Source organism: Bradyrhizobium denitrificans (genome assembly GCF_013179005.1).
Taxonomy (GTDB): Bacteria; Pseudomonadota; Alphaproteobacteria; order Rhizobiales; family Xanthobacteraceae; genus Bradyrhizobium; species Bradyrhizobium denitrificans.
Window position 1 is genome coordinate 176658 of record NZ_JABFDP010000018.1, and the last position, 12169, is coordinate 188826.

General features: G+C 66.1%; 14 protein-coding genes and 1 tRNA gene. 4 read left to right on the plus strand and 11 right to left on the minus strand.

Annotation, left to right across the window (positions count from 1 at the left end; translation table 11 throughout):
* Window positions 1-22: 22 nt before the first annotated feature.
* From rlmH to obgE, 8 genes are all read right to left on the minus strand, one after another.
* Complete coding sequence (gene rlmH / locus HL671_RS21260) at window positions 23-505, minus strand: 23S rRNA (pseudouridine(1915)-N(3))-methyltransferase RlmH (protein WP_172238276.1); 483 nt, start codon at window positions 503-505, stop codon at window positions 23-25.
* A 98-nt stretch (window positions 506-603) separates the two neighbouring features.
* Window positions 604-960, minus strand: a complete 357-nt coding sequence (gene rsfS / locus HL671_RS21265; RefSeq protein ID WP_083780752.1) for a ribosome silencing factor — start codon at window positions 958-960, stop codon at window positions 604-606.
* Between the two features lie 305 nt (window positions 961-1265).
* Entirely contained in the window at window positions 1266-1889 is a 624-nt protein-coding gene (locus HL671_RS21270; protein WP_049795458.1) for a nicotinate-nucleotide adenylyltransferase, read from the minus strand.
* Between the two features lie 63 nt (window positions 1890-1952).
* On the minus strand, window positions 1953-3242 hold the full coding sequence (locus HL671_RS21275) for a glutamate-5-semialdehyde dehydrogenase (protein WP_012040758.1): 1290 nt from the start codon (window positions 3240-3242) through the stop codon (window positions 1953-1955).
* Between the two features lie 79 nt (window positions 3243-3321).
* Entirely contained in the window at window positions 3322-3789 is a 468-nt protein-coding gene (locus tag HL671_RS21280; RefSeq protein WP_172238279.1) for a hypothetical protein, read from the minus strand.
* The gene (locus HL671_RS21285) at window positions 3786-4070 is read right to left on the minus strand and encodes a type II toxin-antitoxin system prevent-host-death family antitoxin (protein ID WP_041750266.1); all 285 of its coding nucleotides are present in this window, start codon (window positions 4068-4070) and stop codon (window positions 3786-3788) included. The genes HL671_RS21280 and HL671_RS21285 overlap by 4 nt, the downstream gene beginning before the upstream one ends.
* 66 nt (window positions 4071-4136) lie before the next feature.
* Window positions 4137-5273, minus strand: a complete 1137-nt coding sequence (gene proB / locus HL671_RS21290; protein ID WP_012040761.1) for a glutamate 5-kinase — start codon at window positions 5271-5273, stop codon at window positions 4137-4139.
* 157 nt (window positions 5274-5430) lie between these two features.
* The gene (gene obgE, locus HL671_RS21295; protein WP_012040762.1) at window positions 5431-6501 is read right to left on the minus strand and encodes a GTPase ObgE; all 1071 of its coding nucleotides are present in this window, start codon (window positions 6499-6501) and stop codon (window positions 5431-5433) included.
* 201 nt (window positions 6502-6702) lie between these two features.
* Between obgE and HL671_RS21300 the strand changes: the two genes are divergently transcribed.
* Window positions 6703-7620 (plus strand): DMT family transporter, encoded by a 918-nt coding sequence (locus HL671_RS21300; protein WP_172238283.1) that lies wholly within the window; start codon window positions 6703-6705, stop codon window positions 7618-7620.
* Window positions 7621-7658: 38 nt separating this feature from the next.
* Here HL671_RS21300 and HL671_RS21305 read toward each other — a convergent pair whose 3' ends face one another.
* The 3 genes from HL671_RS21305 to rplU form a co-directional block, all read right to left on the minus strand.
* Window positions 7659-8246 carry a GNAT family N-acetyltransferase gene (locus tag HL671_RS21305; RefSeq protein ID WP_172238286.1) on the minus strand — a complete coding sequence of 196 codons (588 nt, stop codon included), beginning with the start codon at window positions 8244-8246 and terminating at the stop codon, window positions 7659-7661.
* A gap of 143 nt (window positions 8247-8389) precedes the next feature.
* Window positions 8390-8659, minus strand: a complete 270-nt coding sequence (gene rpmA / locus HL671_RS21310; RefSeq protein ID WP_012040765.1) for a 50S ribosomal protein L27 — start codon at window positions 8657-8659, stop codon at window positions 8390-8392.
* 133 nt (window positions 8660-8792) lie between these two features.
* A complete protein-coding gene (gene rplU, locus HL671_RS21315; protein ID WP_008961803.1) occupies window positions 8793-9176 on the minus strand; it encodes a 50S ribosomal protein L21 in 384 nt (127 codons plus the stop codon).
* 362 nt (window positions 9177-9538) lie between these two features.
* Here rplU and HL671_RS21320 point away from each other — a divergent pair, with 362 nt between their 5' ends.
* The 3 genes from HL671_RS21320 (at window position 9539) to HL671_RS21330 (ending at window position 12152) form a co-directional block, all read left to right on the plus strand.
* The gene (locus tag HL671_RS21320) at window positions 9539-10678 is read left to right on the plus strand and encodes an ROK family protein (RefSeq protein WP_012040766.1); all 1140 of its coding nucleotides are present in this window, start codon (window positions 9539-9541) and stop codon (window positions 10676-10678) included.
* 486 nt (window positions 10679-11164) lie between these two features.
* Window positions 11165-11824 carry an outer membrane protein gene (locus tag HL671_RS21325; RefSeq protein ID WP_172238289.1) on the plus strand — a complete coding sequence of 220 codons (660 nt, stop codon included), beginning with the start codon at window positions 11165-11167 and terminating at the stop codon, window positions 11822-11824.
* Between the two features lie 238 nt (window positions 11825-12062).
* Window positions 12063-12152: transfer RNA gene (locus HL671_RS21330), tRNA-Ser, on the plus strand.
* Window positions 12153-12169: the final 17 nt, after the last annotated feature.

The following is a 12169-nucleotide window of genomic DNA, read 5'->3' on the forward strand; positions in this document are numbered from 1 at the left end:
ATGTGCTCCGATCTTAACTGATTCAAGCGCGGTGGTAGGGGTGACCCGCCAGGATCGTAGCAGTACGGTAAATCTGCTCGAACAGCAGAACGCGAACGATCTGATGGGGCCAGGTCGCAGCCCCGAACGCGACCCCGAGCTTGGCTCTGCGCCGTAATTCGGGCGAAAGTCCGTCGGCGCCGCCGATGACGAACACAGCCGCCGGAACGCCTTCGTCGCGCCAGCGTCCGATCTGTGCCGCCAAACTCGCGCTGTCGATGTTCTGGCCGCGTTCGTCGAGGCAGACAAGCACGGATCTATCCGGAATCAGCGCCGCAATGGCCGCCGCTTCCTCGCTGATCCGCGTGGCCGCGTCGCGTGCGCGGCTCTCCGGGAGTTCATGAAGGTCGAGGCCGCGGAAGCCCAGCTTGCGGCCGAGATCGTCGAAGCGTTCGCGGTAACGCTCCGCGAGCTCCCGCTCCGGACCCTGTTTCAATCGGCCAACGGCGATCACCACGATGCGCATGCGCACGCTCTACCACGTGCACAGGCCGATTCGTACCGCCGGGCGGCCGTAGAGCATGATCCGGAAAGCGGCAACCGGCTTTCCGGAATGATCGTGATCTACAGCGTCTTTGCCGGGTTCGGCCCCTGTGTCCACAGCCGCTCGAGGTTGTAGAACTCGCGGACCTCAGGCCGGAACACGTGCACGATCACGTCACCGGAATCGATCAGCACCCAGTCGCAATTGGGCAAGCCCTCGATATGGACCTTCTTGGCCCCGGCCTCCTTGAGGCCTTTGGCGACGTTTTCCGCGATCGAGCCGACATGCCGGTTGGAGCGGCCTGTCGTGATGACCATGTAGTCGGAATACGCCGATTTGCCGTGAAGATCGATGGTGACCGTCTCTTCCGCCTTCATGTCCTCGAGGCGGGAGAGGATCGTGCGCAGAGTCTTGTCGGCGTCGGGTTGCGCCTGCAAGGCCGCATCGTGGGTCGGAGTCTTACGCGCCTTGGCAGTCGCCGACTTGGAGGTCGTTGCCTTGGTCTTGGGTAAGGCCGACTGGGACAATACAGATGTGGTCAGGGACCATTCCTTTCACTGTATCGCAGGCCGAATCCATCCGGCCTGCTGACCATACTAGCCATGTGGGGTTAACTGTTTCAATAATCCAGTCCCCCGGATTCCGGCACTCCGGCCCGACTTTTTAACCATCAGCCCGCCTCGGGCAGCGGCGGACTGCGACACACTATGCACATCCGATGCCGCGCGGGTGGCGGCACAGGTCAGATAGACTTCCAGCTGCCGTCCGGGTTCCTCAACCCGGTCGACGAGAGGCTCAGCTTCAGCCCGGTGAGGTAAACCCAGGCCGGCGCGGCGCGGTCAGCCAGGCGGCCGGCATCGGCCTCGGGCAGGCGATAGCGCGCCAATGCGCGGGCGGCGGGTGCGTTCAGAGCGCGGAAGCTGCGGGGCGGGCGATCGACCACGGCCATCGGAACCTGGGCCGCGATGTGCTGCCATTTTTGCCAGCGATGGAACTGCGCGAGATTGTCGGCGCCCATGATCCACACGAAGCGAAGACGCGAGGCGCGCCGGCGCAGGTAATCAATCGTGTCGGCAGTGTAGCGGGTGCCGATGACGGATTCGAGACAGCTGATTTCGATGCGCGGATCCGCAGCCACCTTGCGCGCCGCCGCGGCGCGCTCGGCGAGCGCGTGCAGTCCGCCATTGTCCTTGAGCGGATTGCCGGGCGTGACCAGCCACCACACGCGGTCGAGCTGCAGCCGCTTCAGCGCGAACAGGCTGATCGCGCGATGCGCCTGGTGCGGCGGGTTGAACGAGCCGCCGAGCAGGCCGATGCGCATGCCGTCGCTGTGAGGCGGCAGCGCCTGACGGATCGCAAGGCGCATGGCTGCGGCGGCGGTCGGCCCAGCCTCGGCCTGCTCAGGAAGCTCAACCACAGGATGCGGCGGTCATGGCCGGGTCTGCCCGGTGCCGTGAATGCGGTATTTGAAACTCGTCAGCTGCTCCACGCCCACCGGTCCGCGGGCGTGAAACTTGCCCGTGGCGATCCCGATTTCCGCGCCGAAGCCGAACTCGCCGCCATCGGCGAATTGCGTCGAGGCATTGTGCAGCACGATCGCCGAATCGACCTCGTTGAGGAACTTGTCGGCGGCGGCAACGTCCGCGGTGACGATTGCGTCGGTGTGGTGCGAGCCATGCGCTTGGATGTGCGCGATCGCGCCTTCCACACCGTCGACGACCTTCGCGGCGATGACCGCGTCGAGATATTCGGTGTCCCAGTCCTCGTTGCTGGCGGGCTTCACCCGCGCATCCGCCGCACGCACGGCGTCATCACCCCGCACCTCGCAGCCGGCGTTGATCAGCGTGTCGACCAACGGCTTGATCTTGTCCTGTGACGCGCGATCGATCAGCAGCGTCTCGGCCGCGCCGCACACGCCGGTGCGGCGCATCTTGGCGTTCAGCACGATCGACTTCGCCATCTCGAGGTCGGCGGCGCCGTCGACATAGACGTGGTTGACGCCTTCGAGATGCGCGAACACCGGCACCCGCGCCTCGGCCTCGACGCGAGCGACAAGGTTCTTGCCGCCGCGCGGCACGATGACGTCGACGCCGCCGTTCAGGCCGGACAGCAGCAGGCCCACGGCGGCACGGTCGCGCGTCGGCACCAGCGTGATCGCCGCGTCCGGCAGGCCCGCCTCGCGCAGGCCTTCGACCAGGCATTCGTGAATGGCGCGGCAGGAGCGGAACGAGTCCGAGCCGCCGCGCAGGATCACCGCATTGCCGGACTTCAGGCACAGCACGCCGGCATCGGCCGCCACGTTGGGGCGGCTCTCGAAGATCACGCCGATCACGCCGAGCGGCACCCGCACGCGCTCGATGGTCATGCCGTTCGGCCGCTGCCAGCTCTCGGTGACGATGCCGATGGGATCGGCGACCTCGCGCACAGCGGCGATGCCGTCGGCCATCGCGGCGACGCGGGCCGGGGTCAAGGTCAGGCGATCGAGGAAGGAGGAAGTGATGCCGGCGGCCTTGGCCTCGACCACGTCCTCGGCATTGGCGGCGATGATCGTGTCGACGCGCGCCCGGATCAGCCGCTCCATCGCCTCCAGCGCCCGGTTCTTCTGCGCGGCCGGGGCCAGCGCCAGCACGCGCGCCGCGGCGCGGGCGCGGCTGGCGAGGTCGTTCATCAGCGCAGGCAGATCGGCGCTGCCGTCGATGGCTTTGAGGGGCGCGGTCATGGGTGCTTCAACCTTGAATTAAGGTGATGTTCTAGCATGGAAATTGGACTGATGCGATGCCAGCGTGCTTAGCGGGCGATCAAGAGCGGGGCGTCACTGACAGCGTCGCCGCCGCGCGATGGCGGAGAACAGCGTCTTTGACACTGCTGAAGAGGCTGACCGGCAGGAACCCCCAATGCCAGATCGGCCCGCCCGGTTGCCAATCTTCTCGCGCGCGCCGGATGTCGTGCCCCGGCCAGAAGAACCGGTTCAATTCGCTGGTCACGATCCAGGAATGATCCTGGTCGAGACCCATCCGGCGCTTGACGGCAATGGGGATTTCAATGGCGTCTCGCGAAGCGGCATGGGTGATTGGGACAACATCGGCGACGATGCGATCGGGGAAGGCTGGGATTCGCTCATAGGTCAGCACGACGGCACAGGGACGGTTCTTCAAACCTTCGATCTGGCGCTTCTCGGCCTCTCGGTGCCAGAGATAGGAATAGCAGATCACGAGACCGGGCAATGGACGCTTGGGAAGTGTAGCGCGAGTGACGATTTCACTCATTCACCGCCGACGCCCCGGCGCTCATCAGTGACGTCGTCGTCCGCTTCCCAGCGGTATTGTTCGGGGATCTCGCTGTTCACGACGGCACCCGCGAGGGCGTCAGTCAAGTCAGTCGCCAGGATCACTTCGCGGTAGCCGTCGACGAGCTTCTGGAATGTCTCGGCAGAGAGGAGCACGGCACTTTCGCGGCCATGCTTGGTGATCACGACAGGCTCACGCATGGCCTTGTCGTGCCACTCGCCAAAATTCTTGGCCAAATCGGTTGCTGCTGCTCGCGCCATCAAAGCACCTCGTTTTCCGTATTTTACGGAATTTTGTGTTCGGTGCAAGCTGCTGTGTCGACTCCGCTATCCCATTGCGCCCGCCGGGCCGATCACCAGGTCGTCGCGATGGATCATCTCGGCGCGGCCGGAGATGCCGAGGATGACGGCGACATCTGGCGAGGACCGGCCCTTGATGCGCTCGGCGTCGTCGGCGTCATACGCGACCAGGCCGCGGCCGATCTCGTGGGTATCTGGCCCGCGCACCACCACCGCATCGCCGCGGGCGAACTGGCCGTCCACCCGGATGACGCCGGCGGGCAGCAGGCTCTTGCCGGCGCGCAGCGCGGTCACGGCGCCGGCGTCGATGGTCAGCGTGCCCTTCGGCTCCAGCGAGCCCGCGATCCAGCGTTTGCGCGCGGTGACGGGGTTGGCGGGGGTCAGGAACCAGGTGCAGCGGCCGCCATTGGCGATCGCCGCCAGCGGGTGCTCGATCTTGCCGGAGGCGATCAGCATGTGGGTACCGCCGGTCGTGGCGATCTTGGCGGCCTCGATCTTGGTGCGCATGCCGCCGCGCGAGAACTCGGACGCGGCGCTGCCGGCCATCGCCTCGATGTCGGCGGTGATGCTCTCGACCACCGGAATCAGCCGCGCGTTCGGATCCTGCGCCGGCGGCGCGGTGTAGAGTCCGTCGATGTCGGACAGCAGCACCAGCAGGTCGGCACTGGCCATGGTCGCGACGCGTGCGGCGAGGCGGTCATTGTCGCCGTAGCGGATTTCTGCCGTCGCGACGGTGTCGTTCTCGTTGATGACCGGCACCGCGCGCCAGTCCAGCAGCTTGGCGATCGTCGAGCGCGCATTGAGATAGCGGCGGCGCTCCTCGGTGTCCTGCAAGGTGACCAGGATCTGTCCGGCGCCGATGCCGTGGTCACCCAGCACCTCCGACCAGATCCGCGCCAACGCGATCTGGCCGACGGCGGCGGCTGCCTGGCTCTCCTCCAGCTTGAGCGGCCCGCGCGGCAGCTTCAGCCGGCTGCGGCCGAGTGCGATCGAGCCTGACGACACCACCAGGAGCTCGCAGCCTCGACCATGCAGTCGCGCGATGTCGGCGGCGAGCGCCGCAAGCCAGGAGGCGCGGACCTCGCCGGCCTCGGAATCGACCAGCAGCGACGAGCCGACCTTGACGACGATACGGCGGAAATTTTCGAGACGGGGGCTGGCCATGGTTTTGAAAAGGCGGCTTTGAACCGGAGCAGTGCAGGCCCTCGCTTCGTGATGACAGGCGCGCAACGGATGCGCGGTCGGCACTGACGGGGCTGTGTGTTGATGGATGGCGGTGAGTGTCGCAAGCGGAGGCGTGCGAGGCAAGGCTGGCGTCAGCTCAGCCCTGCGGTGGCAGAGGCGCAGCCCATGGCTCCTCGGTCGCCGCGCTGTCGCTGGTGCTCTTGGCCTTGATGGACACTGGCTGCTCGCTGATCACGTCGGCGAGCTTGCGCAAAGCCTCCTTGACGCCCTCGCCGGTCGCGCCGGAGATCAGCAGCGGCGTCTTCTTGGCGGCGCGCTTCAGCCGGTCCTTCTGCTTCTTCAGCTCGTCCGGATCGACCGCGTCGATCTTGTTCAGCGCGACGATCTCGACCTTGTCGGTCAGGTCGCCGCCATAGGCCTCAAGTTCGTGCCGCACCGTCTTGTAGGCCTTGCCGGCATGCTCGCAGGTGGCGTCGACGAGGTGCAGCAGTACGCGGCAACGCTCGACATGGCCGAGGAAGCGGTCGCCGAGGCCGGCGCCCTCATGGGCGCCCTCGATCAGGCCCGGAATGTCCGCCAGCACGAACTCGCGGCCATCGGCGTTCACGACGCCCAGCTGCGGATGCAGCGTGGTGAACGGATAATCGGCGATCTTCGGCTTGGCAGCGGAGACCTTGGACAGGAAGGTCGACTTGCCGGCGTTGGGCAGGCCGACCAGGCCGGCATCGGCGATCAGCTTCATCCGCAGCCAGATCCAGCGCTCCTCTCCGGGCTGCCCCGGATTGGCATGGCGCGGCGCCCGGTTGGTCGGTGACTTGAAATGGGCGTTGCCGAAGCCGCCATTGCCGCCCTGGGCCAGAACGAAGCGCTCGCCGACGGTGGTAAAGTCGTGGATCAGGGTCTCGCGGTCCTCGTCGAAGATCTGGGTGCCGACGGGAACCTTGAGCACCACCGACTTGCCGCCGGCGCCGTGGCAGTCCTTGCCCGACCCGTTTCCGCCTCTCTGGGCCTTGAAATGCTGCTGGTAGCGGTAGTCGATCAGGGTGTTGAGGCCATCGACGGCTTCGATCACGACATCGCCGCCACGGCCGCCATTGCCGCCGTTCGGCCCGCCGAACTCGATGAACTTCTCGCGCCGGAACGCAACGCAACCGTTGCCGCCGTCGCCGGAGCGCACATAGACCTTGGCTTCATCGAGAAATTTCATGATGTGCTCTACGTAGGCGAGGCGGGCCCCTACGGCAACCGCGGAATGGGCCTAATTCGGCTCTCAGCCTTAATTTCGAGCGGTCAATCAGCGTTGCGCAAGGCTTGAACAAGCGTTGCGCAGGGGTTGCGGCAGGGCTGCGTCACGCGTCCGGCGGAAGGGCTGGAGCCGTCCAGGCCGGCCTGATAAGGCAGCGCCATCATGAGCGTGCTGTCCCGAATCTCTACCGCAAACGATGAGCGCTCGGCGCGGCTGGCCGGCATCGGCTTGATGCTGCTGTCGATCGCGATGTTCTCGTTCGGCGATGCGCTGGGCAAGTTCCTGGTGTCGACCTATGCCGTCGGCCAACTGCTGTGGCTGCGCGCCTGCGCGGCGCTGCTGCTGCTCGCGCCGTTCATCTGGCGCAACCGCGCCGCGTTCCTGCAGCTCGAGCGGCCGTGGCTGCAGCTGGTGCGGGTGATCCTCTCGACGCTCGAGGTCGCCGCGTTCTTTCTCGCCACCGTCTATCTGCCGCTCGCCGATGTGATCACCTATTATCTCGCCGGGCCGATCTTCGTCACTGCGCTGTCGGCGCTGGTCTTGCGCGAGCATGTCGGCTGGCGGCGCTGGACAGCGATCCTGATCGGCTTCTGCGGCGTCTTGATCGCGCTCAGGCCCTCGGCGCAGACATTCAGCCTGCCGGCGCTGATCGCGCTCGGCGGCAGCCTGTCCTTCGCGGTGCTGATGCTGATCACCCGCTCGCTGCGATCGACGCCCGACATCGTGATGGCGTCCTCGCAATTCGTCGGCACCTTCCTGCTAGGTGCGGCGATGTCCTCGTTCGGCTGGGTGACGCCGACACCCGGCAGCCTGCTCCTGTTCGCCGCCGCCGGCATCATCTCGGTGACGGCACTGTTCTGCGTCAACCGCTCGCTCAAGCTGGCGCCGGCCTCGGTGGTCGTGCCCTATCAATATACGATGATCGTCTGGGCTGTGCTGTTCGGCTTCGTCGTGTTCGGCGATGTCCCGCATCCCGCGACCATCATCGGTGCGACCATCATCATCGGCGCCGGGTTGTACATCTACCTGCGCGAACGCAGCCTGGGGCAGGGCACGGGTGCGGTGAACCCGCCGGCTTGAGCGTCACCCTCCCCCCTTCAGGGGAGGGTGACGTCGGCCTATCTTCGCCCGGCATTGGCCCAGGCCTTCAGCGAGGCCCAGACGCCGCGGGTCAGGCGGAAGGCGTCGACGGGCGCCGACGAGCCGATGACCTCGAAGCGGTGCAGCTCGACGCCGGTCCATTGGAAGCCGCACTTCTCCAGGATGTTGCGCGAGGCCGGATTGCTGACGCGGGCGTGCCCGATCAGCACGGTCTCATCGCTTCCGTCGAAGAAATAGTCGATCGCGGCACGCGCCGCTTCGGTGCCGAAGCCGCGGCCCCAATGCGCGACGCCGAGCCAGTAGCCGAGCTCGGCGCGCCCGGGCGCCGGCCGGTTGATGCCGACGAGGCCAATCGGCGCGTCGAGATGTTCGATCAGGAAGGCGGTCTCGCCCGTCTGCTCCAGCCCGCGCACGAAGCGGGCGGCATCGACCTCGGAATAGGGATGCGGCAGGCGGCGGGTGTTCTCGGCGATGCGGTGATCATCGGCGAGCTGGGCGATGGCTTTCACGTCCGCGAGCAAGGGCGGACGCAGGGTCAGCCGGGGCGTCTCGAGGACGCAAGGTCTCGCCTCGCGCAAAGTCGGAGTCGTGATGTCCTGCAGCATGTCGGGCTCCATCGACGCTTCGGAATCAGCTGAAGATCAGCAGAAATGAAAAGGGGAGGCCGGTTGTCCCGCCTCCCCTGGAGCCATCTGGCGCTCCGCCGGTTCATCAGGACCCGGCGGACGCGACGTGTTCCACCGTTATTCTATTCGGCAGCCTGGGCGGCTACCGGACGCACCGAAATGAACGTGCGGTTGGCGCGGGCATGGAATTCGACGACGCCCTCGATCTTGGCGAACAGGGTGTGATCCGTGCCCATGCCGACGTTGAGACCGGGGTGCCAGGTCGTGCCGCGCTGACGCGCAATGATGTTGCCGGGAATCACGCGCTCGCCGCCGAACGCCTTGATGCCGAGGCGCTTGCCTTTGGAGTCGCGTCCGTTGCGGGATGAACCGCCTGCCTTTTTATGAGCCATCGCTCGTCTCCGATCTCGCGATCACCATTAGCGCGATTCCGCTAAGGGATCATTCACATTTGCGAAGCGCGCGGAAAAAAATCCGCGCGTGATGAGGTGTCAGCCGATGCCGCGCGCCACGTGCGCCGGCATGTTACTCGGCGGCGTCAGCCGCCGGGGCTTCCGCCTTGGCCTTCTTCGGGCGCGGGCCCTTGGTCGGCTTGGCGTTGTCCGTCAGGATTTCCGAGACGCGGATCAAGGTCAGCTCGTCCCGGTAGCCGCGCTTGCGGCGCGAATTCTTGCGGCGGCGCTTCTTGAACGCGATGACCTTGGGGCCGCGCTTGTGGTCGAGCACCTCGACCGCCACCGACGCGCCGGCGACCGCGGGCACGCCCAGCACCGGAGTGTCGCCGCCGACCACCAGCACTTCGTTCAGCTGCACGATCGTGCCGGGTTCACCGTCGATCTTGCCAATCTCGAGCACATCATCCGGGGCGACGCGGTATTGCTTGCCGCCGGTCTTGATGACTGCGAACATCGTTCTCATCCTTCGTGTTCGATCCCGGCCTCAGAGCGCTGTCGCCCCGGGTCGGCTTCTTGTTCAGTCGTTATAGTTCATGGGGTCTGGCCCGACCGGGGCCAGCGTCGGCGTGTCCCAGGCATCGAGGCCTGTCCGATACGCGCAACGACAATCGGCGCGAGAAGCTCGCGCCGGTCGATCTGGCGCTTATAGCCGCCGGAGCCAGCGAGTCAAGCGAAGAGGGCGCATGGCGAGTGGCGCATAGGGAGTCGGGGAAGGGCCGCAGCCGCCCCTATTCGCTCCTCCCGATTTGCCATTCGCCCGCAACTAAACCGTCGCCTCCGCCGTTGTCCGGGCCAACGCACAACAGGCAGGGATCCATGGCCGACGACGTGATGACCACCACGGGAATTGCCCGGCACGGCGCCGCGCGGCTGCCGTCGGTCGAGATCGACAGCTTCAACATCGAGATCAAGGACGAGGACGGCTTCCTCGGCGACCGCGCCTCCAAGGGCGCCTTTCGCAAGATCCTGGAGCGCTGGCGCAAGCCCTTACGCAAATCCGGCAAGGATCCGTTCGGCGACGAGGACAGCGACACCATCAGCAAGAAGGCGCTGGACGCGATCCTGGTCGGTGACGACACCGAGGCCTCGGCGGTGGTGCATTCGGCGATCGAGGAGTTCGCCCAGGAGCTCGCCCATGTCACCCGCCGCTTCCTGCGCACCAAGGCCTGGGCCAAAACTGAATGCATCGTGGTCGGCGGCGGCTTTCGCGATTCCCGGCTCGGCGAGCTCGCCATCGCGCGCACCGAGATCATCCTGAAGGACGAGGGCTTCGGCGTCGAGCTGGAGCCGATCCGCTACCATCCCGACGATGCCGGCCTGATCGGCGCGCTGCATCTGGCGCCGTCCTGGATCTTCGAGGCCCATGACAGCATCCTCGCGGTCGACATCGGCGGCACCAATATCCGCTGCGGCGTGGTCGAGACGTGCTGGAAGAAGACGCCGGACCTCTCCAAGGCTTCGGTCTGGAAGTCCGAGCTGTGGCGCCATGCCGATGACGAGCCGACGCGCGAAGGTGCGGTGAAACGGCTGGCCAAGATGCTCAAAGGGCTGATCGACGAGGCGGACACCGAAGGCCTCAAGCTGGCGCCGTTCATCGGCATCGCCTGTCCCGGCGTCATCAATGAAGACGGCTCGATCGAGAAGGGCGCGCAGAACCTGCCGGGCAATTGGGAGAGCAGCAAGTTCAATCTGCCGGCCAGCCTGGTCGAGGCGATCCCGATGATCGGCGATCACGACACGGCGGTGCTGATGCACAATGACGGCGTCGTGCAGGGCCTTTCTGAGGTGCCGTTCATGCAGGATTTCGAGCGTTGGGGGGTGCTGACCATCGGCACCGGGCTCGGCAATGCCCGCTTCACCAACCGCCGCAAGGAGAACGGCCGCAAGGACAAGGACGACAAGGCCAAGGACGACAAGGCCGACGAGAAAAAGGCCGCGAAGAAAAAGAAGGACTGAATTGGCGGCCGAGCGCCATTGGGTGGAGCGAGCAGGATCGAAGCCGCGCCATCGACGCCCGGGCTGGGGCTCGCGGTGGAGCCCGCTCGGCAAGACGGCAAAAATCGCTGTGCTGCCAAACAGATGGCTACGAGGCACGGTAACCTTGATGGGTTAGGTTAAGGACCGGTTTGCGTTGCGATGCGGGCCCGGATGGCCCAGGGTCTTTTGTGTCGCTCAGGCCGGCCGGATTGACCCCCGTCTCTTCCGTCGGTTTCCCCAAGATGTAGCGACACGGGACCGCCGGCATGTGTCAGCGTACGGCGGTCCCACCTTGCTTTCTTCGCTCCTCCCTTCGTCGTCCCGCCGCCCGCGCAATCGCGCCCAAAGATTGCCACGTGATCGACTTGCTCTATTTACAAACCGTCTAGTCGGTTTTATAGGAGATCATCCCAATTGGGGTGGGATTGGCCGGCCCGAGCCGGCGCCAAACGGAGTGTTGAGGACATGAGGATCACAGGCGCGAGCCATTGGGCGGCCGCCGTCGCGGCGACCGCGCTGGCCATGACGGGGGCACGAGCGGCGGATATGCCGGCCAAAACCTACAAGGCGCCGGCCTATGCCTCCGCCCCGGCACCGTTCTCGTGGACCGGCTTCTACGCCGGCGCCAATGTCGGTGGGGCGTTCACCGGCAATGATTCAGTGACGAACCTCGCCGGCGGCAATGGCGGGAAGCTCTCCGGCGTCATCGGCGGCATGCAAGCGGGCTATAATTACCAGGTCTCGCCGTTGTTCGTGGTCGGCATCGAGAACGATCTCGATTTCACCGGCCTCTCGCGCCAAGGCGATCTGGTCAATCCCGCGGTCAGCGTGCCCTGGCTGACCACGGGGCGCGCCCGCGCCGGCTTCACGATGCTCGACCAGCGCCTGTTCCTGTACGGGACGGTCGGTCTCGCGGCCGGCGAGCTGAAGGACGGCCCGGTCCACAAGGTGAAGATGGGTTGGACGGCGGGCGGCGGCGCGGAATGGGCCTTCCTGCCGAAATGGTCGGCCAAGCTTGAATATCTCTACACCGACCTGAAGCACGACGCGCTGCCGGACTGGCGTGCGGCGAAGATCCACAGCGTGCGGGTCGGCCTCAACTACCATTTCGACCTGTTCCGCTGAGCGGCGCCGCTTGTCGCGAGGTTCGAGGGCCCAAGCGTCAGTCCGGGCCTTCGGAGCGCGGCGATCGGGCGGTGCAGCCGCCCAGCCGCCGCGTGCGGTCCGCTTCCCCACGAGCGGACCGCAACCGGCGCCCCGGCTTTGGGACAGCGAGGGAAAAATTCGGCCGGCTGCCTTGTCACCCCCGCCGCCGTGCCCTAGAACGGCGCCCGACCACCGGGGTTCGCCCTGATTTGCGCCTGGAGAGGTGGCAGAGTGGTTGAATGCACCGCACTCGAAATGCGGCATAGGTGCAAGCCTATCGGGGGTTCGAATCCCTCCCTCTCCGCCACTTCAGTCCCTGAGTGG